The 22,312-nt window shown below is 64.7% G+C and carries 15 protein-coding genes; 9 read left to right on the top strand and 6 right to left on the bottom strand.

Annotated elements, in window-relative coordinates; translation table 11 throughout:
• Positions 1–13: 13 nt before the first annotated feature.
• A complete protein-coding gene (gene xylF, locus ACO07D_RS04495; protein WP_421701765.1) occupies positions 14–1,039 on the bottom strand; it encodes a D-xylose ABC transporter substrate-binding protein in 1,026 nt (341 codons plus the stop codon).
• 197 nt (positions 1,040–1,236) lie between these two features.
• Here xylF and ACO07D_RS04490 point away from each other — a divergent pair, with 197 nt between their 5' ends.
• Together ACO07D_RS04490 and ACO07D_RS04485 are read left to right on the top strand one after the other, a co-directional pair.
• Positions 1,237–2,460, top strand: coding sequence for an ROK family protein (locus tag ACO07D_RS04490; protein ID WP_421701764.1), 1,224 nt, complete (start codon positions 1,237–1,239; stop codon positions 2,458–2,460).
• A 28-nt stretch (positions 2,461–2,488) separates the two neighbouring features.
• Positions 2,489–3,973, top strand: a complete 1,485-nt coding sequence (locus tag ACO07D_RS04485; RefSeq protein ID WP_421701763.1) for a CRTAC1 family protein — start codon at positions 2,489–2,491, stop codon at positions 3,971–3,973.
• Here ACO07D_RS04485 and ACO07D_RS04480 read toward each other — a convergent pair.
• From ACO07D_RS04480 to ACO07D_RS04465, 4 genes are all read right to left on the bottom strand, one after another.
• Entirely contained in the window at positions 3,957–5,267 is a 1,311-nt protein-coding gene (locus tag ACO07D_RS04480) for a cytochrome-c peroxidase (protein ID WP_421701762.1), read from the bottom strand. The two genes, ACO07D_RS04485 and ACO07D_RS04480, sit on opposite strands and share 17 nt — an antisense overlap.
• Entirely contained in the window at positions 5,268–6,578 is a 1,311-nt protein-coding gene (gene xylA, locus ACO07D_RS04475; protein ID WP_421701761.1) for a xylose isomerase, read from the bottom strand.
• The gene (gene xylB, locus ACO07D_RS04470; protein WP_421701760.1) at positions 6,575–8,026 is read right to left on the bottom strand and encodes a xylulokinase; all 1,452 of its coding nucleotides are present in this window, start codon (positions 8,024–8,026) and stop codon (positions 6,575–6,577) included. The genes xylA and xylB overlap by 4 nt, the downstream gene beginning before the upstream one ends.
• 205 nt (positions 8,027–8,231) lie before the next feature.
• Complete coding sequence (locus tag ACO07D_RS04465; protein WP_421701759.1) at positions 8,232–9,188, bottom strand: helix-turn-helix transcriptional regulator; 957 nt, start codon at positions 9,186–9,188, stop codon at positions 8,232–8,234.
• A gap of 161 nt (positions 9,189–9,349) precedes the next feature.
• Between ACO07D_RS04465 and ACO07D_RS04460 the strand changes: the two genes are divergently transcribed.
• Entirely contained in the window at positions 9,350–11,311 is a 1,962-nt protein-coding gene (locus ACO07D_RS04460; RefSeq protein WP_421701758.1) for a TonB-dependent receptor domain-containing protein, read from the top strand.
• A gap of 203 nt (positions 11,312–11,514) precedes the next feature.
• A complete protein-coding gene (locus tag ACO07D_RS04455; protein WP_421701757.1) occupies positions 11,515–12,012 on the top strand; it encodes a nucleotidyltransferase domain-containing protein in 498 nt (165 codons plus the stop codon).
• A gap of 124 nt (positions 12,013–12,136) precedes the next feature.
• Here ACO07D_RS04455 and ACO07D_RS04450 read toward each other — a convergent pair whose 3' ends face one another.
• The gene (locus tag ACO07D_RS04450) at positions 12,137–13,009 is read right to left on the bottom strand and encodes a LysR substrate-binding domain-containing protein (protein ID WP_421701756.1); all 873 of its coding nucleotides are present in this window, start codon (positions 13,007–13,009) and stop codon (positions 12,137–12,139) included.
• Between the two features lie 107 nt (positions 13,010–13,116).
• Here ACO07D_RS04450 and ACO07D_RS04445 point away from each other — a divergent pair, with 107 nt between their 5' ends.
• The 5 genes from ACO07D_RS04445 to ACO07D_RS04425 are packed head-to-tail and all read left to right on the top strand — an operon-like array spanning position 13,117 to position 22,181.
• The gene (locus tag ACO07D_RS04445) at positions 13,117–14,658 is read left to right on the top strand and encodes a trimethylamine methyltransferase family protein (RefSeq protein ID WP_421701754.1); all 1,542 of its coding nucleotides are present in this window, start codon (positions 13,117–13,119) and stop codon (positions 14,656–14,658) included.
• Positions 14,658–16,094 carry an aldehyde dehydrogenase family protein gene (locus ACO07D_RS04440; protein WP_421701753.1) on the top strand — a complete coding sequence of 479 codons (1,437 nt, stop codon included), beginning with the start codon at positions 14,658–14,660 and terminating at the stop codon, positions 16,092–16,094. The genes ACO07D_RS04445 and ACO07D_RS04440 overlap by 1 nt, the downstream gene beginning before the upstream one ends.
• On the top strand, positions 16,091–17,389 hold the full coding sequence (locus tag ACO07D_RS04435; protein ID WP_421701752.1) for an aspartate aminotransferase family protein: 1,299 nt from the start codon (positions 16,091–16,093) through the stop codon (positions 17,387–17,389). Before ACO07D_RS04440 ends, ACO07D_RS04435 begins: the two co-directional genes overlap by 4 nt.
• Complete coding sequence (locus tag ACO07D_RS04430; RefSeq protein WP_421701751.1) at positions 17,386–19,770, top strand: GcvT family protein; 2,385 nt, start codon at positions 17,386–17,388, stop codon at positions 19,768–19,770. Before ACO07D_RS04435 ends, ACO07D_RS04430 begins: the two co-directional genes overlap by 4 nt.
• Positions 19,770–22,181: a GcvT family protein gene (locus ACO07D_RS04425; RefSeq protein ID WP_421701750.1), complete on the top strand. Its 2,412-nt coding sequence runs from the start codon at positions 19,770–19,772 to the stop codon at positions 22,179–22,181. The genes ACO07D_RS04430 and ACO07D_RS04425 overlap by 1 nt, the downstream gene beginning before the upstream one ends.
• Positions 22,182–22,312 lie beyond the last annotated feature (131 nt).

Genomic DNA, 22,312 nt, shown 5'->3' with positions numbered 1-22,312 from the left:
TCGTGAGTGTGGGTCAGTTGCAGGGGGCCGGTCCGCCGGACACGCCCTGACACAGGGCCTCCTGGCTGATCCAACCGGCGTCCACCACGACCGAGAGGTTCCCGGCGGTGATCGGGACCGGGGCCAGGAACTTGGCGGTCATTTCGGTGCCCGCCGGGCTGGTCCAGGCGCCTGCTCCGTCAATGGAGTCCATCATGGCTCCACCCGCCAGGGCCACCGCGATCTCGCCCGCAGCGCGGCCCAGTTCGCGCGCATCTTTCCAGACGCTGACGGTCTGATGCCCCTTGGCCACACGGTTCAGCGCGGCGTGGTCGCCATCCTGGCCGGACACCGGAATGCCTTCCATGCCCTGCGCCGTCAGCGCGGCGACGACGCCACCGGCGGTGCCGTCATTCGAGGCGACCACGGCGTCGACGCCGTTGTCGGTGGCGGTCAGGATCTGCTCCATGTTGCGCTGTGCATTCGCAGGCAGCCAGCCGTCCGTATAGGCCTCGCCGACGATCTCGATATCGCCCGCATCAATGGCGGCCTGGATGATCTCCTGTTGTCCGCCGCGCAGGAAATCCGCGTTCGGGTCGGTGGGGGAGCCCTTGATCATCACGTAGCGCCCAGTGGGTTGGGCCGCGAACACGGCGCGGGCCTGCATGCGACCGACTTCGACGTTGTCGAAGGTTAGGTAGAAGGCGCGCGGGTCCTCGATCAGGCGGTCATAGCCAACGACCGGAATGCCCTCATCCGCAGCAGCCTGAACCGCCGGGCCAATGGCCTGGGTGTCCTGCGCCAGGATGATCAACGCGTCCACGCCCTGGGCAATCAGGCTTTCCACATCCGACAGCTGTTTTGCCGACGAGCTTTGCGCATCCGCCGAGACATATGTTGCACCGGCCGCGTCCAAGGCCGCTTTGATCGCCGCCTCATCCGTCTTCCATCGTTCTTCCTGAAAATTCGACCAGCTTACACCGACCGTCACTTCGGCCGTCGCCATCGTGGCCAGCGCGGCCCCGAATACTGCGGCCGTGAGCCCTGTAATCTTTTTCATGATGTCCTCCCAAACATGTCCTCGTGCCGCTCCGTTCAGTCGGATTCGCGGCTGACATCTCAAATCGTAGCATTATTTATTTTAGTCATCCAAATAAATAATGTCCTTCCCTGGAAAGCGTGCTACACAGGCATGGCTTGCACGCGCGGCTAAAAAATAGCTATGCGGGGATGGGCGCATTGGGTGGAGAAGACAACGTGGCACCGAGTGACAAGTCGACAAATGGAGCCGACCAGCGCGAGTCGGGCCGCGCCCAGGTGTTGGGCGTAATCCGCAAGGTCGGCCAGGTCGCCCGCATTGATATCGCCCAGGAAATCGGAGTCAGCCCGGCGACGGTCACGGCGCTGACCTCGGAGTTGCTGGCCGCTGGCCTGATCGAGGAAATCGCCCCTGAAGCGGTGCCCGGCAAACCCACAGGCCGTGGACGCCCCCGCGTGGCGCTGCGCCTGCGCGGCGCGGCTCATCTGATTGCCGGGATCAAGGTCGCGCACAGCTCCTTGTCGGTGGCCCTGGTCGATTTTCAGGGCAAGACCCTTCACGAACACACGGCACCGATGCCCGACCCCAAGCTCAATGCTCAGGCGTTGGTCCAGATCATCCGCGATACGCTGATCAAGGCCCTTGCCGGTATCGACAAGACGCTGAGCGACCTTTCAGGGGTCGGTCTGGGTGTGGCGGGTGTGATCGATGCGCCGAACGGGTTCGTGCATTGGTCACCGACACTGACCCAGCGCAATGTACAACTGCGCAACATGCTGCAACAGGCAATCGACCTGCCGATTTTCATCGACAATGACGCAAATCTGGTCGCCAAGGCCGAACAGCTGTTCGGTGAGGGGCGGGGGGTCAAGGACTTCATCGTGGTGACAGTTGAGCATGGCGTTGGCATGGGCATCGTGATCGACGGGCAGATCTATCGCGGCACCCGCGGATGTGGCGCCGAATTCGGTCATACCAAGGTGCATCTGGACGGTGCCCTGTGCCGCTGTGGGCAACGCGGGTGTCTGGAGGCGTATGTTGCCGACTACGCCCTGTTGCGCGAGGCGCAGCTGGCTGTGCCGCCGCCCGGTGAGGGTGTTGAAACTCAACTGGCCCAGTTGTCCATGGCGGCCAAAGCCGGTGACAGTACCGCTCAGTCGATTTTCGACCGTGCAGGGCGGATGTTTGCGCTGGGGCTGGCCAATATCGTGAATATTTTCGACCCCAAGCTGATCATCCTGTCCGGCGAACGCATGCAGTTCGATTACCTCTATGCCGATCAGGTGATCGCCGACATGAAATCCATGGTGGTGCAGGTCGACAGCCCCCCGCCCGAGGTGCGCATCCACAAGTGGGGCGACCTGATGTGGGCGCGCGGCGCGGCGGCCTATGGGATCGAGGGGGTCACCGATCTGGCCGTGCGGGCGATGTCCAATGCTTAGGGCCGGGCTTATCGCCCTTTTGCCCGGCATGTCCCTGGCCAACCCCCAATTTGCCCCTGTTCAGGTGGAGGATCACGTCTATTCAGGCGGATGGGAGCATTTCGTGGGCGGCGGCGTGGCCGCGTTCGATTGTGACGATGACGGGTTTACCGACCTCTTCGCCGCCGGTGGTGCGGCCCCTTCGGCGCTCTATCGCAACCGGGGCAGCGTGCGGATCGGCTTTGACAAGGACACGCCCGAAGCGCTGGCCCTGACCGGTGTCACCGGGGCCTATCCGCTGGATATCGACGGTGATGGCTGGCTGGATCTGGCGGTGCTGCGTGTCGGGCCGAACCTGCTGCTGCGCGGTGGACCGGATTGCAGCTTCGCCCCGTTCCAGATGGAGTTTGCCAGCGAAGACCGCTGGACCACGGCCTTCTCGGCGACCTGGGAGGGCGATACTCTGCCCACTCTCGCTTTCGGCAACTATGTGGATCGCAGCGACCCCGAGGGACCGTTCGAGGCCTGCGACGTGAACATACTCTACCGTCCGGTCGCGGGGCGGTATGTGGGCACCACGCTTACCCCCGGCTTCTGCGCACTGTCGGCGCTGTTTTCTGATTGGGGGCGCCAGGGCCGAGCGGACCTTCGTTTGAGCAACGACAGGCATTACTTTGTGCGCGGCGGCGCCGAACAGATGTGGGCGATGGAGGAGACTGCGCGGCTTTATATGCGCGAAGAGGGCTGGCAGACACACAGCCTCTGGGGCATGGGGATTGCCAGTCGGGATGTCACGGGGGATGGTCTGCCCGAGGTCTATCTGTCCTCGATGGGTGATCAGAGGCTCCAGATGCTGGTGCCCGAGGCCGGTGGACCACATTTCCGCGACGTTCCTTTCAATTGGGGCACCACCGCCCATCGCCCGCATCTGGGCGATGATGGACGCCCCTCGACCGGCTGGCATATTGCCTTTGGCGATGTACAGAACGACGGGTTGGACGATGTGTTCATCGCAAAGGGCAATGTCGAACAGATGCCTTCGAACGCGCTGGAAGACCCGAACTCTTTGCTGGTCGCCGGGCCGGGTGGTTTCACGGAAGCGTCTGTTCAGGCGGGCGTGGCTTCGACAGCGCGCGCACGAGGGGCGGCGTTGACCGATCTGAACAACGATGGGCTGTTGGACCTTGTGGTGATGAACCGCCGCGCGCCGATGGAGATTTGGCAGAACGTGACACAGGACGCCGGTCATTGGTTGCAGGTGAAGCTGCTGCAACCGGGTCCGAACCGCCATGCCATTGGCGCCTGGATCGAGTTGCGCAGCGACGACCGCGTTCAGACCCGCGAGCTGACCGTGGGCGGCGGCCATGCCGGGGGAACCCATGCCTGGGAGCATTTCGGGTTGGGCCCTGCGAGGCAGGCCGAACTGCGTGCGATCTGGCCTGATGGCGCTGTGTCCGACTGGCAGGTACTCAAGGCTGATCAGCTGAGCGTCCTGCGGCGCCAAGGCTCCTCATTCGTCATTGATCCACGTTAAGTCCGCTGGGCACGGTTTCTGGCACGCCCAGCCGCCCGGTTGCGCTGGTCGGATCGGTCAGCGCGCCGAGGAAGGCGAGCAGGGCATCGACCTGTGCATCGGACAGCGTCATCGGCGCCAGCTCGTTCGCCGCAGCAATCGCCGCCAGTTCCTCGGCATCGGTCAGAACCGCCATGTCCCCGGCTGTCGCCCCAGCAAATTCCGGTAGAAGGACCTGGGTTGGGTCATAGGTTCTGAGCGCGGCAACCGGGTCCAGGTGATGGCGCACCACGGCCTCAAGCGTCGCGTAGGCTCCGGAATGTCCATAGGGCGCGGTCAGCGCGACGTTGCGCAGGCTGGGGGTGCGGAAGCGATAGGCATCTTCAGCCCGCCCGGTCACCCTGATCCGGCCCGTGTCGCGGCTGTGGGTTTCGAACCGCTCCGCCTTGCCCGGTCCGATCTGCGGCATGGCGATGGCGTGAAACCCGTGGTCGGTCTGAAACGGGCCAGAGTGGCAGCTGTCGCAACCGGCGGGACCATAAAACAGCTCCATCCCGGCCAGCGCCGCGCCGGAAAGCGGCTCGGCCCCATCCAGATGCCGGTCGAACGGGCTGTCCGTCGCACGCCATTCCGCAGCGATGAACTCGGCCATTGCATTGGCGATGTCGGTGAAGCGGATCGGCCGACCTCCGATGACCGCGTCGAAACGGTAGCGATACTCGGGGATCGCCGCGACCTTGCGCGCGATCAGATCCCAGGCCCCGCCGTCATGGGCCAGCATACCCAGGCGCACGGCCTGGCTGATTTCGTTCTCACTGTAGTGGCCCGCCATTTCATCGGCCGAGAGCACGGGGAACATCGTCTGAGCCGCCAGGACGCCGGTGAATCCGCCGACCATCTCCTGACCGAGGGGGGTGCGAATGCCGCCTGGTTTGGTGGCATCCGCTTCCAGGCGGCCGTCATGAAACAGGCTGGTGAACTCCAGCGCACCCAGGTTGAACAGGGCGGGTGCGTTGCGGGGAATGCGCTGTTCGGGCAGGTTCGTCGGGTCAATCGCCCGCTCGATCCCCAGACCGGTCGCCCCATCCCCCAGCCCAAGGCTCAAACCGTCCGAAGTGCCCAGCCTGGGGTGGTGGCAGGTCGCGCAGGAGACGCTGTTGCTGCCTGACAGTATCGGATCGAAAAACAAAAGCCGCCCCAGCGCGACCGTTTCGGGGGACGTCGGCATGAAATCGGCATCTGTGACCGGATGGGGCAGGGGACCGGCCATGGCCAGCCCTGACCAGAGACCCAGGATCCACCCGACCAGCCGCATTTACACGAACCTGTTGATCAGGTTCTCGAGGTATTCCTGCTTACCCGAGACGGGCTGCGGGCTCAGCTCATTGCCTTCGACCAGAACCAGCAGGTCTTCCAGGCTGCGCTGCCCGGACAGAATGGCCTTGGGTTCAGCTCCATTCCAGCCGGAGTACCGGTTTTCAACGAAGGCGTCATAGGTGCCGTCCTCGATCAGGGCCGCCGCCGCCTTCAGTCCGCGCGCGCAGGTGTCCATGCCACCGATATGAGCGATCAGCAAATCCTCGGCATCGAGCGATTGGCGCCGCAGCTTGGCGTCGAAATTGGTTCCGCCTCGACCGAACCCGCCGCCTTTCAGGATGTGATAATAGGCCAGCGCCACTTCGGGCACATTGTTGGGAAACTGATCCGTGTCCCAGCCGGATTGGTAGTCGTTCCGGTTCATGTCGATCGAGCCAAAGATGCCCAAGGCCTGTGCCGTGGCGATTTCATGCTCGAAAGAGTGTCCGGCCAGGATTGCATGCCCCTGTTCGATGTTGACCGTAACCTCGCCTTCCAGCCCATGGCGTTTCAGGAAACCGTAAACGGTGGCCACATCGAAGTCATACTGGTGTTTCGACGGCTCCTGCGGCTTGGGTTCGACCATGATCTGACCCGGAAAGCCGATCTTGTGCTTGTATTCGACCACCATGTTCAGCATGCGCCCCATCTGTGCATCCTCGCGGGCCAGGTCGGTGTTCAGCAGTGTCTCGTAGCCTTCGCGCCCACCCCAGAGCACATAGTTCTCGCCGCCCAGCCTGTGGGTCGCGTCCATGCAGGTCTTGATGGTGGCCCCGGCATAGGCAAACACCTCGGGGTCCGGGTTGGTGGCGGCGCCTGCCATGTAACGGCGGTGTGTGAACAGGTTGGCCGTGCCCCAGAGCAGCTTGACCCCGGTGCTGGCCTGTTTCTCGCCAAAATAATCGCAGATATCGTTCAGCGCGCGGGTGTTATCGGCGAAGCTGCCCAGTTCCGGGCGTACATCGGCGTCATGAAAGCAATAATACGGGACGCCGAGCGCCGTGAACATTTCGAATGCCACATCGGCCTTGAGGCGTGCAAGCGCCATGGTGTCGGCCGGGAACCAGGGCCGTTCGAAAGTCTGCCCCCCAAAAGGGTCCCCACCTGGCCAAGCAAAGCTGTGCCAATAGGCGGCGGCAAAGCGCAGGTGGTCTTCCATCCGCTTGCCGAGGATCAGCTCGTCCTTGTCATAGTGGCGAAAGGCCAGTGGGTTGGTGCTGTCGGGTCCCTCAAAGGGGATGTGGTCGACGGGAAAGTATCCGGTGCTCATGTGATCGCCTTTATCGCGGGGTAAAGCGTGCGGAACCGGGCATAGGCGCCTTCATAGGCGTCGCGCAGATCGGCACGTGGGTGAATGGTTCGGGAGATGGCCGGGCGGGCCATGATCTGATCAGGTGCTGCGCCCGTGTGACCGGCCATCGCCAGGCGGGCCGCGCCCAGGGCGGCGCCGAAATCGCCCGCTTCGGGCAGGTCAAGTGGCAGGTCCAGCACCGTGGCGATCAGTTCGAGCCAATAGGGGGAGTTCGCCCCGCCCCCGATGGCCAGCACACGTTCAAGCTCGGTTCCGGTGGATTTCAGTGCTTCAAGATTGTCTCGCAGTGCGAAGGCAACCCCCTCCATCACCGCACGGGTCATGGCGGTGCGGTCGCTGTCCATGCCAAGGCCCAGAAAGGCCGCACGAATTCCGGCGTCATTGTGCGGCGTGCGCTCGCCGGACAGGTAGGGCAGGAAGAACAGTGCGCCGGGCTGGTCGAGCGTCTCGGGCAACAGGCCAGCCAGCGCGGCCGGTGTCGCGCCGGTCTGCGCCGCCAGCCAGTTCAGGCAGTCGGTCGCGGCCAGGATCACGCCCATCTGGTACCAGGTGTCCGGGATCGCATGGCAGAAACTGTGCACCGCGCTGTCAGGTCGGGGGGCAAAGCTGGACTTGGCCGCCAGCAGGACGCCTGAAGTGCCAAGCGACACGAACCCATCCCCTTCGCCAAAACAGCCGACCCCGCAGGCGGCTGCGGCGTTGTCCCCGCCGCCGCCGACGACGGTTACGCCGGGCGAAACGCCCCATTCTGCCGCCAGGCTGCTGCGCAGCTGTCCCGAGGGTGCCGACCCTTCCACCAGGCGCGGCATCTGATCGGGCCGCATGCCGCTTTGTGCCAGCAACGGCGCGGACCAGTCGCGCGCGCCGACGTCCAGCCAGGAGGTGCCCGCTGCATCGGACATGTCCGACACGTGCTCGCCCGTCAGCCACAGGCGCAGGTGATCCTTGGGCAGAAGGACCTTTGCGACCCGCTCGAAAAGAGCAGGCTCATTGTCGCGCACCCAGGTGAGTTTCGGTGCGGTAAAGCCTGGAAAGACGATATTGCCAGACAGGTGCCGGAAGTCGGGCAAGCCGTCCAGATGTGCGGCCTGTGCCGCGGCGCGGGTGTCGTTCCACAACATGCAGGGGCGCAGTACCCGGTCGGCCTTGTCCAGCAGGGTGGCGCCATGCATCTGGCCCGACAGGCCGATGGCCTTCAGCCCGGAGAACGCGTCGGGGTGGTCACGTTTCAGCTCCGCCACGGCGGCCGCGCAGGCGGTGATCCAGTCCGCCGGATCCTGTTCGCTCCACCCCGGATGGGGGTGAGAGACAGGATAGCTGCGGTCTGCGGATCCAACCGGCACGCCATTGCCGTCGATCAGCAAGGCCCGCAACCCGGACGTCCCCAGATCAAGACCCAGATACATGTTTCCCCCAAGTTCGGTTATTATTTTAGATACTAAAAATAATGAAGTGAATCGGGAAACCTGTCAACGTGCGAGTTGATTTCGTGGGAACCTGCGCAAGTCAGACCGGCGGGTCTGGCGGTGCGGCATTTGGGGGCGCCTTGGCCCGGCGTCGAGGGAAAACGTCGCCCCGGATACATCCAAATGCAGGGTGTAGAAGCGGAGGTCAGTTGCGGCGGGTGCGTGCCTGTGAGGGGGGCATTCCATGCAATCGGCGAAAGGCGGTGGCGAAGTTCTCTGGACTGGCGTAGCCCGCCATCCGCGCGGCCTGTGACACGGAGGCCTGGTTCGCGGCCAGGGCGGCGCGTGCCTCTTCCAACCGGACTCGGCGCACATAGGCCAGTGCCGAACAGCCGTGTCGGGCACGAAACAGGCGGCGCATGGTCGACTGGCTGACACCACCGACATGCGCGAGATCTGCCAGGGTCGGCATTGGTCCCGGGGCCCGCGCAATATCTTCCATCCGGGTCAACTGGCCCATTTCGCGGCGGCTCAGCGATGTGTCTCCCCCTCGGCCCAGAGCCTTTTCGAAACTGCCTGCTACCAGACCCAGCGCCGCTGCCTCCGCCTGTAGGCGTGCAATGGGATCGTCAAAGCCTGCCTGGCTCGCCAGCCTTTCCATGGCGGCGACCTCCTGCGGTGTGGCCACTGCCTCGAACCGGCCAAACACGTCAGCCGTGTCATCCGCCACCTTTACGAAGCTCAAGTCGTTTTCGTCCAACCACTCATGCGACATCAGGATGCTGATCTTGCGCACATAGTCGCCCGGGGCAGAACTGCGCCGGAACTCGGCCGGGTGACGCACCGAAGTCAGAACGATCCGCACCGGCTGTCCCTCGCTATGGCCAAGCCCCAGGTCCTTGCCGTCCAGGCTGGCTTCGGCCCGGCCTTCGAGGAAACAGTGAAGCACCACCCCCGGCGCCCGTTCGACCCGCGTGTGGAAATCGCGCCGGGACCGCGCGTTCAGCGTGTGCAGGCCGAAGCCTTCGCGAAGTTGCAGTGCGGTCAGGGTTCCGTCGAACAGCCGATCTTTCGGCAGGTCTGATGTCTGGAACCAATCCTCCCGTGTGTTTCGCGTCGCAGGTGAAAAAGGCCCGCCGCCCCGTTTGCCATGCTGTTCCATGTGTGCCGATCCCCTGCAGACGATGCCCCGATCCGCTTGCCGGTTCGTCAATTTGGCTGTTGCGCAAAGCATTCTGGATGGTGCGCAAAGATCACTGGCTGGCAGGGTGCTCGTGCATTTTCTAGATATCCTACAATAAAAGTCAACTATTGGGGGACCCCATGACGCACTCTCGAACGCGCCTGATCCTGCTGGCCAGCACGGTGCTTGCCGGCCCCGCAATCGCGCAGGATACCGACGTTACGCTTTTGGATGAACTTCGGATCGAGGCCCCGGGTGCCCAGGGCCTGCTGGGCAATGCCGAAATCACCGAGGACGAGATCGAGGCCCGCAACCCTGCCTCGATGCAAGATGTCTTCGTCGGTGAAAGCGCGATCACCAGCAGCGGTGGCGCGGCGATCGGGCAGAAGGTCTTTGTCAACGGGATCGAGGAAAGCCTGCTGTCGGTCACCATCGATGGCGCGCGGCAGAACAAATCCGCCTTCCACCATACCGGCAACATCCTGCTGGATCCGTCTCTGTTGAAATCGGTCGAGGTGAGTTCCGGTCTGGCCCCCGCAGATGCGGGCTCTGGCGCGATGGCGGGCTCGATCGCCTATGAGACCAAGGACGCGCGCGACCTGCTGGAGGTCGGCGAAACCATGGGCGGCCTGCTGACCGTCGCGGCGGGCACCAACGGGCGCGACGCGCGTGGCACGCTGAGCGTTTTCGGCGAGAACGCCGGGTTCGAATACCTGCTGAGCGGCACTCGCGTGATCGGATCGGATTACGAGGATGGTGATGGCGTCACCGTTCCGGGAACCGAGCCGGAACTGTCCAGCTACCTTGCGAAGCTGGCCTTTACCACCGAAGAGGGCAACCGTCTGAGCTTCTCGGCCTCGCAGACCGAGGACACCGGGATGCGCGCGGCACAGCAGAACTTCTTCGGCGATTACTTCATCCGTCCGGATTTCTTCGGCGTGGTGACCGGGCCAACCGTGTTGATGGAGGGCTTGTCGCGGCGCACCTCCTATACGCTGACCTATGCGGACGATACCCCGGGTGGGATATTCGCGCCGACCGCACAGATCGCCTATAATGAACAGAAGGTCGACGTAATCGGCACCTGGGGCGTCAACAAGAGCTTGAGCGGCTTCTTCAAGAACGAGTTTGAACTGGGCAATGGCACGGTGACCGCCGGGGTCGATTTCTTTGATGAATCTGCCGAAGGCTATTACAACGAAGCGGTTGGGCCTGACACTTTCATGGGCAAGGAAAGCCACCGTGGCTTCGGTCTCTTCGCCCAGGCGCGCCAGGATCTGGGTGACCGGGTGTCGGTGTCCTATGGCGCGCGCTTCGATGTGCAGGACTTTACTGGCGCAGATGGGTCGGAGTTCAGCGATAATGGGATCAGCCTGAATGCTGCGGCCGATTTCATTCTGACGGACACGCTGACGCTGACCGCCGGTATCGCCTCGACCTGGGGTGGCTATGAACTGGGTGAAGCGGCGCTGATCAACTACAACAGCTCCTGGGCCTATGCCGGGCTGACCACCTCGCGTGCCGAAAGCGCCCGGGTCGGTCTGCGCTATGAAAACGGTGGCTGGGATATCAGCGGGGCCGTGTTCCAGACCCATGCCAGGGATCTGAGCGCGATCCTGCCTGCGTTCCCGGTCTACGACCGTGCGGCCACCACTGACATCAAGACCACCGGTTTTGATGGTTCCATCGGCTATGATTGGGGCAACGGCATGGCCCGCCTGAACTACACCTATGCCGATGTTACCGAAAACGGCGATCCGATCAGCGGCACGCGTTATTACTTCGGGCGTCCGATGGGGCATATCATCGGGTTGGAGGCGGCTTGGCAGGCCACGGATAGCCTTCGTATTGGTGGCAGCGGGCAGGTCGCCTTCAAACACACCGATGTGGCGACGGGCGAAGCACCGCTGGATGGCTACGAGGTGTTCAACCTCTATGCCGAGTTCATTCCAGCGAATATCGACGACCTGAAGATCCGGCTGGATGTCGACAACCTGTTCGACAGTACCTACGTGGCGCGAGGCGCTGATATCTCGTCGCGGGCAATCGACCTGACCGAACCTGGCCGTACCATCGAGCTGACCGCCACCTGGCGCTTCTGACGAAGGTTCCCAGTGCCAGCGAAGCGCCCGGCGGCTGCCGGGCGCATTCGTGTTTCCGAACGGAGCGGCAACCCGGAAGCGGGATGATCTTGCCCATGCTGCACGTCTCTTCGTGATAAATGTGATCTTGCGCGGCTGAGATAGCTGCGGTTTCCTCTGAAATCACAGGGCCTTGCGCCCGCAGCAGTACGGGGGAGCGTTTCATGGTGGCATCGGCGCATTTTGTTGCGGAGCTGGTTGCACGGATCGAGGGGCTGGGCTGTGCCCTGTGGCTGGATGGTGGCTGGGGCGTGGACGCTCTTCTGGGAGAACAGACACGGCCCCATGGGGATGTCGATATCGTGGTTGAGGCGTGCGACCTGAACCGCATTCGCGATGCGCTGAGCGACCGGGGCTTCACCCTGGCGCAGCGGGAAGACACCCGCCCCTGGAATTTTGTGCTTGCGGATGCCCACGATCAACAGATCGACTTTCACGTCATAACCTTCGACAGCGATGGCAACGGGATCTATGGGCCACCGGCGAACGGGCAGGCCTACCCGGCCGAGGCTTTCGCCGGTCGAGGCCGGGTCGCAGCGCAGCCGGTAAGCTGCATGTCCGTGACCTTTCAACTCGCGAACCGAAGCGGGTACGAGTTGCGTGACAAGGATCACCACGATCTGGCCCGGCTGCGGGCGCGGTTCGGTGGGGTGGAAAGTTAGCCCATGAAACTCATGTGTCACCACGGCCCGGGCAGCCAGTCCAGCAGAGGGGGCGGTTTAGCACGCCTGATCCGGGCTCAACCGGACAACGACTGGATCAGTTGCGGCCCGCTGCCCCGCGGTATCACTGCGCGGCGGAGAGAAGCCAATCGTGCACCACCTGGACCGATCGTCGTGCCGTGCGCCCGTGATCGAGCATCTCGACCACATAGCCGTGGGTCGGGGTGATGTCCTCGCCGAAGAGGCGGGCGATGCGCCCCTCGGCCAGGTCCGCTTCGACCAGGGGCAACCAGCCCAGAATGGCACCCTGACCTTCGATGGCGCCGCGGATCAGCACATTGGCGTCTTCGAAGATCGGGCCACGCAGGGTCTCGGGCGGCTCGACGCCCATGGCCATGAGCCAGTCGCGCCAGCCCCAGTGGTCGCGCTGATGCAGGATCGGGCTGTGCAGCACATCCTCCGGCGCGTTGAACGGCCCTTGGCGGGCGATGAATTCGGGGCTGGCCACGGCGACCGGTTGCAGTTCCAACAGCACCGGAGTTCCGCGTGGCACCTCTGTCAGGCGGGTCCAGCGGATGACGATATCGGCGTCACCCCGGGCCAGTTGCTGCGGCATGTAGGTGGGTAGGACTTCCAAGTCGATGCCGGGATGGGCGCTCCAGAAATCGCTGATGCGCGGCATCAGCCAGCGGGCGGTCATGATCGGTCCGACCGCCAGGCGCACGCTGCGTTGCGGTTTGGCCTGAAACGAGTCCACCGCCTCCTGCAATAATCCGAAGGCCGTGGTGGTGGCCTGGGCCAGGCGCTTGCCATCCTCGGTCAGGGTGACATTGCGCCCGACCCGGTCGAATAGGGACGCCTGCAGCACCTCCTCCAACCCGCGAATGTGATGGCTGATCGCCGTGGCGCTGACCGACAGCGCTTCGGCGGCGGCACGAAAGCTGCCCAGCCGGGCGGCGGCATCGAAGGCACGCAGGGCAGAGAGGGAGGGGAGCATGGATATCCTTTGTCAAGTTTGACTCATCTGTTGCTGAGCAGGCTGCTTTTGTAAAGCCCTGCGGTTCGTGGTCTCCTCCACGCATCACATAGACGCGCGTGGGAAAAATGTCGGACACACAACGCAGACGGGGCCGCAGAAGCCGCCTGGCCGAACCGGTCATAGTTGAGGAAAACCCACCGGTCTGGCCGGGGGTGGAAGCCGGGCGGTTCAAGCCGCTTTCGGAGCCAGAGGTCGCGTTGATCGAGGAAAGCGCCCTGTCTTTGCTGGAAACGCTCGGCCTGAGCCAAGCGACGCAATCGATGATCGACAAGGTCACGGCCGCCGGGGGATCGCTGGATACCGAGGGCCGGTTGCTGTTTCCGCGCGACCTGGTGCACTGGGCCATCGAGGGCGCGAGCCGAGGTTTTACCCTCTGCGGGCAGGACCCGGCCAATGACCTGAAGATCGACAAGGCGCGGGTGCACATGTCCAGTGGCGGGGCGGCGCCCGGCGTGTTCGATCTGGAGACACATGCCTATCGCGACTCGACCGTGCAGGACCTCTATGACGCTGCGCGCATCGTTGACCGGATGGAGAACATTCACCACTTCAGCCGCTCGGTCGTTGCGCGGGATATCGAGGACCCGGCGGTGATGGACCTGAACACCGCGTACGCCTGCCTGGCGGGCACGTCGAAACACGTTTCGATCTCAATCACCGAACCCGAGAATGTGGCGGCGGTGGCGGAGCTTTGTTACCGTATCGCCGGGGGAGAAGCGGCGTTTCGTGCGCGGCCCTTCCTCACGGTGATGGTCTGCCACGTGGTGCCGCCGATGCGCTTTGCGACCGAAGCCCTGGACGTGCTGGAGGCGGCGATCCTGGCGGGGTTCCCGGTGCAGCTGATCAGCGCGGGGCAGGCGGGGGCCACCAGTCCCGCGACCATCGCCGGTTCGCTGGTGCAGGCGGTGGCGGAAACCCTGGCCGGGTTGGTCTTTGCCCGGCTGGTTGACGCCGATGTCAAAGCCATCTTTGCCCCGAAACCCCTGGTCGCCGATCTGCGCACCGGCGCGATGTGCGGCGGGGGCGGCGAACAGGCAATCCTGATGGCGGGCGCGGCCCAGATGGGGCGGCATTGGGACCTGCCCACCAGCTCGATCGCCGGGATCACCGATGCCAAGCGGCTGGATGCGCAGTATGGGGCCGAGAAAACACTGGCAGTAGCCATGGCGGCCCATGCGGGCTCGAACATCGTCACCCAGGCGGCTGGCATGATGTCGAGCCTTCTGGCGGTCAGTCACGCGGCCTATGTCAGCGACAATGACCTGTTGGGCAACATCCTGCGCACCATTCGTGGGGTGGAGGCCACGCCCGAAACCATCGCTGCCGAGGTGATCGCCGGGGTCTGTCGCGGCGAAGGCCATTACCTGGGCGAGGAACATACGCTCGGGCGGATGAAATCGGATTACTTCTACCCGGATCTGGGCGACCGCCGCACCCCGCGCGAATGGGAAGAGGACGGTGGCAAGCGGGTCGGCGACCTGGCCCGCGACAAGGCGCGCGAGATCCTGGGGGAACACCATCCGGGCCATGTTCCGGATGGCTTGGACAAGGCCCTGCGCGCGGAGTTCGACATACGCCTGACCCGCACGCAGATGGGGCGCGGGTAATGTCCGGCTTGCCTGAGGCCTGTTTGTGGATTGACGGCGCTGACCACCCCGGTCGGGGGGCGGCGCGTTGCCTGGTCGACCCCGCGATCGAGGCGCCGCTATCCCCGTTCCGGGAAGCTGATGCGGATCAGGTGGCACAGGCTGTTGCGACGGCTTCGGCGGCTCTGCCGCGTTGGGCGGATACCCTGCCAAGGGATCGCGCGGCGGTGCTGTTTCGCCTTGCCGACCTGATCACCCAAGACGCCGACCGCCTGGCCCGGATCGAGGCGGTGAATGTGGGCAAACCCCTGTCCCAGGCGTGCCGGGACGTGGGGCGGGCGGCGGATTACTTTCGTTTCTACGCAGGCGCCTGCGACAAGCTGAATGGCGAGACGATCCCGCTTGGCCCCGACCAGACGGCGCTGACCGTGGCCGAGCCCGTGGGGGTCACGGCGCATATCCTGCCCTGGAACTACCCGATCTCGACCCTGGCGCGCGGCGTGGCCCCGGCGCTGGCGGCAGGGGCGACGGCGGTGGCGAAACCGTCAGAGCTCACCCCCTTCTCCGCCGTTGAACTGGCCCGGCTTGCCACCCAGGCGGGGCTGCCGGACGGGGCTTTCAACGTGGTGCTGGGCGGCGGCGAGACCGGCGCGGCGCTGGCCGGGCAAGAGGGCGTGGCCCATGTGACATTCACTGGCTCCACCGCGACCGGGCGCAAGGTGATGCAGGCGGCCTCGACCCCGGTGGCGGGGGTGACGCTGGAGCTGGGTGGCAAATCCCCGGTGATCGTGCTGGAGGATGCGGACCTGGATGCCGCCGCCGTCGGTGTCTTGCGCGGGATCTTCTTCAATGCGGGCCAGGTTTGTGCCGCCGGGTCGCGCTTGATCTGCGCCCGGGGCGTGCATGACGCGCTGATTGCGAAACTGGCCGAGAAGGCGCGCGCGATGCGCCTGGGCAACCCTCTGGACGACCCGGACATGGGGCCGTTGGTCTCGGCCGCGCAACTGGCGCGGGTCGAAGGCTTCGTGGAACGGGCCAAGGCGCAGGGGTTCACCTGCGCGCTGGGTGGGCAGCGGGTTGACCGGCCCGGGTTCTTCTACCCGCCCACGATCTTTACCGACATCCCGCCCGAGGCCGAGATTGCGCGCGAAGAGGTTTTTGGTCCGGTGCTGATCACCCACCTTTGTGACGGGGCCGAAGATGCGCTGCGCATCGCCAATGACAACCCTTACGGTCTGGTCGCCGGAGTCTATACCCGCAGCCATGACACCGCCCTGTGGCTGGCGCGCCGCCTTGAGGTCGGGCAGGTCTTCGTCAACGGCTTCCTGTCGGGTGGCGACACGGTGCCTTTCGGCGGCGTGAAACACTCCGGCATCGGGCGGGAAAAGGGGCTGGCGGGGCTCTCTGCCTACCTCGCGCCGAAATCCATCATCCTCAACCACGCGGGGCCGACATGAGCCAGACGAACGCCGATTGGGCCGCCCGCGCGCGCGCCGTCATGCCCGGTGGGGTCAGCCACGAGCTGCGTTACCGTGCACCATACCCGGCCTATTTCACCCGCGCCCAGGGGGCCGAGAAATGGGATGCCGACGGCAAGCGCTACATAGATTTCAAACTGGGCGCGGCGAGCCAGCTGCTGGGCCATGCCCACCCGGAGATCGTCGAGGCGGTGGCCCGGCAGATGGGGCAGATGCCCTACACCGGCGACTGCCACCCGCTGGAGGTCGAATGGGCCGAATGGCTCTGCCGCCTGTTTCCCTCCGCCGAACGGGTGCGGTTCACCGGGTCGGGCACCGAAGCCACCATGCTGGCCCTGCGCCTGGGCCGTGCGCATTCGGGCCGCGACAAGGTCCTGCGCATCGACGGGCATTTCCACGGCTGGCATGACATGTTGCTGAAGGGCGCCAAACCCGGCGCCAATACCGCGCCCTCGCTGGGGGTGCCGCAGGTGGTCAGCGACCTGACGGTTGTGGCTCCGCCCTCGGTCGAGGCGATCGCGCAGATACTGGCAGACGACCCGCAGATCGGCACGGTGTTTGTCGAGGCGTCGGGCGCCAATTATGGCTCTGTCCCGCTGCCGGAGGGCTTTCTGGAAGCGATCCGCGCGCTCACTGCGGACACCGGGCATGTGCTGATCTTTGACGAGGTGATCACCGGTCTGCGCTGGTCCCCTGGCGGACGTCAGGCGCGCGACAATGTGGTGCCGGACCTGACCACGCTGGCCAAGGTCGTGACCGGCGGCTTGCCCGGCGGCGCGGTGGTTGGCCGCTCTGACATCATGGAGCTTCTGTCCCCTGCCCAGACCCGCGACGGGTTGTCCCCGCCGGTCAGCCACAAGGGCACGTTCAACGCCGCGCCGATGGTGGCCGCGGGCGCCGTCAAGGCGATGGAGATCCTGTCGACCGGCGGCGTGCAGGCCCATGCCGATGCCATGGCCGCCCGGCTGCGCGACGGGTTCAATGCCACGTTCAAACGCCACGGGGTCACCGCGCTGGCCTATGGCGACAGCTCCACCTGTCACCTTTTCTTCGGCGGCACCTCGATCGACGGGCTGGATGCCGCCGCCATCCGCCGCACCCCGCCTGCGCTGGTGAACGCCCTGCGCGATGGGCTTCTGGAACGCGGCGTGGACTTCATGTCCTTCACCTCCTGCGTCACCGGCCTGCCGCACACGCCCGCCCTGATCGACGAGGCCGTCGACCTGTTCGACGATGCCATTTCCGCGCTCATCCGTGATGGAGTTCTGACATGAGCCTGCCTTCCCAAGCCCGCACCGTCGTGATCGGCGGCGGCGTTATCGGCTGTTCCATCGCCTATCACCTGGCCCGCGAGGGGCGGAAGGATATCGTGGTGCTGGAGCGGTCGAAACTGACCTCAGGCACCACCTGGCACGCCGCCGGGCTGGTGCGCCGCCTGCGCCCCTCGGCGACGCTGACCAAGCTGATCAACTACTCGATCGACCTTTATGGCGAGCTGGAGCGCGAGACCGGCCAGGCCACCGGCTGGATCCAGACCGGCAGCCTGACACTCGCCACCAATGAAGACCGGCTGACCAATATCAAACGCCAGGTCAGCTTGGGGCGCGCCTTCGGGCTAGAGGCCGAGGTGGTCGATGCAAAGCGCGCCAAGGAACTGTGGCCGCTCATTGAAGTGGACGACGTGATCGGCGCGGTCTGGTCGCCAGCGGACGGGCGGGTGAACCCCTCGGACGTGGCGCTGGCCCTGTCCAAGGGCGCCCGCGCGCGCGGTGTTCAGATCTTTGAAGACACCCGCGTCACGGGGCTGCAAAAGAAGGGCGGGCGCATTTCCGGCGTCGAGGTCGGCGACCATGTGATCGAAGCCGACGAGGTGGTGATTGCGTGCGGCCTCTGGTCCCGCGAGGTGGCGGAAATGGCGGGCGCGCATATGCCGCTCTATGCCTGTGAGCATTTCTATATCCTGACGAAACCGCTGCCCGAGGTGCAGGCGCTGGGCAAGGGCGCGCATCTGCCGACGCTGAATGATCAGGACGCCTTCCTCTATGCGCGCGACGATGTCGAAGGGCTGCTGGTCGGCTCGTTCGAACCTCACGCCAAGGGGATTTCCACCCGCGACCTGCCTGCCGATTTCAGCTTCGACCTGCTGGACGAGGATTGGGATCACTTCATGCCGATGATGGAAAACGCCCTGCGTCGCATCCCGGCCTTGGAGCAGGCCGAGGTGCGCATGCTGCTGAACGGGCCGGAGAGTTTCACGCTCGACAGCCAGTTCATGCTGGGCGAAAGCCCCGAGGTGCCGGGCCTGTTCCTGATGGGCGGGATGAACTCGACCGGCATTGCGCTGGCCGGTGGGGCTGGCAAGGCGATGGCGGAATGGATCATCACGGGCGAACCGACGATGGAGCTGAATGAAGCCGACATTCGCCGCTTCTCGCCGGAAATGAATGTGCTGGGCGCGTTGGAGGCGCGTATCCCCGAGGTCCTGGGCCGCCATTATGACAACCCCTATCCGGGCCGCTCGATGGAGACCGCGCGCGGCCAGCGCCGTTCCCCGATCCATGCCGGGCTGGTGGCGGCAGGCGCGCGGTTTGAAAGCCGTGGCGGCTGGGAACGCGCGGTGCATTTTGGCGGCGAGGCGGCGCATCTGCCGCTGAGCTTCGGGGTGCCCGCCTGGCGTGATCAGGTCGGGGCGGAGGTCGCGGCTTGCCGAAATGGCGCGGCGATCCTGGACCAATCGGCCTTTGGCAAGATCATGGTGCAGGGGCCAGACGCTTGCACCTTCCTGAACCGGCTCTGCGCTGCCCAGATGGACATCGCGCAGGGGCGCATCGCTTATAGCCAGATCCTGAATGCGCGCGGCGGGGTGGAAAGCGACGTCACCGTGCAGCGCCATGGGCCGGACGCCTATCTGGTCATTTGCGGCGCGGGCGAGGTTGTGCGCGACCTCAAGCGCATGCGCGAGACGCGGGGCGATCTGCGCGTGGAATTCACCGATGTCACAAGCGGTTACGCGGTGATCGGCCTTGCGGGTGCCAAGGCGCGAGAGGTGCTGCAAGCGACTACGAACGCCCCCGTGCCCGATCTGAAACGCTTCCACTTTGCCCCTATCGAGGTGGGGCTGGCGCGTGGTTGGGCCGGGCGGCTCAGCTTTACCGGCGAGGAAGGCTATGAGCTCTATATCCCCGCCGACATGGCCATGGCCGCGCATGAGGCGCTGGTCGCGGCAGGGGCCAGCCACGCCGGGCTTTATGCATCTGGATCGCTGCGCATCGAAAGCGGGTTTCGTGCCTTTGGGCATGAGCTTACCCCCGGCACCACGCCGATGGAGGCGGGCCTCGGCGCCTTCTGCGCGATGGGCACCGGCTTTGTCGGCGAGGAGGCCCTGCGCGATCACAACCCGACTCGCCGGATCGTTACCCTGCTGTTTGACACCCCCGAGGCCCTGCCGATCCACGATGAACCGATCTATGCGGGCGGTAAGGTCATCGGCCAGGTCACTTCTGCCGCCTGGAGCTATCGGTACGCGCGCTCCGTCGCGCTGGCGATAATCGACCTGCCGCCGGGTGGCGACCTGCCCGAAAAGGTCGAGGTTGAAATCGCCTGCACCCGCTATCCCGCCACCGCCAGTTTGAAACCCGCCAAGGAGGCGTTTTGATGTCCGACACCATTCGCAGCACGCAGGTTGCCATCATCGGCGGCGGCATCATGGGCGTGGCCACCCAGTTTCAGCTGGCCGAAAACGGCTGGACCGACACGATCCTGTTCGAAAAGGCCGAGCTTACCAGCGGGTCGACCTGGCACGCCGCCGGACAGATCGCTCATGCGGTCGGTTCGCGCATCGCGGGCTGGATCAACAAGACCTCGATCGAGACCTACAAGCGGGTTGAGGCCGAGACGGGCCAAAGCATCGGTTGGCATGAGGTCGGTGGCTTCCGCATTGCCACCACGGATGACGAGGTCGACTGGATGAAGTCGATCATGGGGGTCGGCAAACTGCTCGATCTGCCGATGGATCTGGTCGGGCCGGAAGAGGTCGCGCGGGTCAATCCCTTCTACAAGGTGGATGATGTGAAGGCTGCGGTGCGCACCTTCGAAGACGGCCATATCGACCCCTCTGGCGTGACCATGGCCCTGGCCGCCGCCACCCGCGCGCGCGGGGCAAAACTCGAACGGCACAACCGGGTGATCGGAGCGAGCCGCAAGGGTGATATGTGGCTCCTGCGCACCGAAAAGGGCGATGTTTTGGCCGAGCACGTGGTGATCGCGGCCGGGTCTTACGCGAACCAGGTTGGCGAGTGGTTCGGGCTGAAGATCCCCTCCGTCTCTTGCCTGCACCACTACCTGGTCACCGACACCGTGCCCGAGTTTGAAGGCCGCCCGGAACTGCCTGTCATGCGCGACAATGCCTATGGCGGCTATATCCGGCAGGAACAGCGGTCGGGCCTGATTGGGATCTACGAGGGGCATGTTTGCCCAACGGTTTGGGAGATGCCGGACGGTGCGCCCTGGGCCGCCGAAAACGAGCTGTTCGAAGCGGATTATGACAGTATTGGCGATTTCCTGATGGTCGCCTTCGACAAGATGCCGATCCTGGCCGATCTGGGCATCAAACGCGTGGTGCGCGGCGCGATTACCCATACGCCGGATGGCGGCATGCTGGTCGGGCCGTCGGGCGCACCGAATGTCTGGCTGTCCTGCGGGTCTTCGATCGGGCTGGCCTGGGGCGGTGGCGCCGGCAAGGTGCTGGCTGATTGGATGGTACATGGCGAGACGGAGGTGAATACAAGGTCGATGGACCCGCGCCGCTATGGCGATTTCTCGACCGATCACTACATTGTCGAACGCACCAAGGACGAGTTCATGCGCCGCCATGACACGCCCTGTCCCGGCAAACAGTTCCACAGCCTGCGCCCGCTCAACCGCCATCCGCTTTATGACAGGCTCGCCGCGAAGGGCGCCGTGTTCGGCGAGGTCGCGGGATGGGAGCGCCCGCGCTATTTCGGTGAGGTTGGCGAGGTCGAGAAGATCGGCTGGGGGCATCAGGGCTGGCACGACAATGCCACCCGCGAGGCCAAGGCCACGCGGGAGGCGGCCGGCGTGATCGACCTCTGCGCCTTCGCTCAGTTCGAGATCACCGGCAAGGACGCAGGCGCGCTGCTGAACCGGTTGTCGGCCAATACAATCCCGCAGGAGGACGGGCGGATCTCGCTGAACCACCTGCTGACAGAAAAGGGCAAGTTCGAGACTGAAATCACCATATGGCGCATCGCGGAAGACCGATATTTCACCGGCTCTGCCATCGCCCGTGCCAACCCGGACTTCGACTGGATCAGGAGCCACACCCGGGCGGGAGAGGATGTCCAGATTGTGAACCGCTCCGCCGATTGGGGGATGCTGGCGCTGTCCGGGCCCAACAGCCGCAGAATCCTTGCAAGCCTAACAGATGCGGATCTTTCCAACGCTTCTTTCCCCTGGCTGTCAGGGCAGGAAATCGAAGTGGCAGGCGTCACATGCTATGCGCTTCGTGTTGCCTTTACCGGCGAGCTGGGCTGGGAGCTGCACATGCCGCTGGAACATGCCGCGCAGGTTTACGATGCCTTGTTTGAAACCGGCGCCGAGCATGGGCTGACGGACCTTGGCTCTTACGCCTTCAATGGTTTGCGCATGGAAAAGGCCTATCGCGCATCCGGCGAGCTGACCACGGATGTTGGCCCCTACGATGTCGGGCTGGAACGCTTCGTGCGTGCAAAAGACCGAGATTTCCTTGGCCGTGACGCGCTGCTGGAGGCCAATCCCGGCTGGGAGCTGTTCTACGCCGAACTGCACAGCGAGGACATCGACATCCACGGCGGTGAGCCGGTGCTTCAGGATGGTCAGCCCGTCGGTCTCACCACTTCCGGTGGCTATGGGTACACGGTCGGCAAGAGCCTTGGCTGGCTGTTTGTCCGCAAGGGCACGCCCAAGACCGGGCTTCAGGTGCAGCTTCTGAACCAGACCTACGACGTGACGGTGCAGGACGACGCCGTCTTTGACCCGCAGAACCTGCGTCCGCGGGCGGATGCATGACCGTGGCCGGGCCGCGAAGAACCGGGGCGAAGGTGATTGCCCTCACCCCTGCCCGGTCCTCGGCCGCAACATTGGGCAAAACGGCTGACGGCTGCTTTGCTGGAGAGAACACCGGGGCGGCGCTTTACCGC

This window comes from Aliiroseovarius sp. (genome assembly GCF_965228805.1).
In the GTDB taxonomy this organism is placed as follows: Bacteria; Pseudomonadota; Alphaproteobacteria; order Rhodobacterales; family Rhodobacteraceae; genus JASBTN01.
Note: the sequence above shows the minus strand (reverse complement) of the source record. Positions and strands in the feature narration are given on the sequence as shown.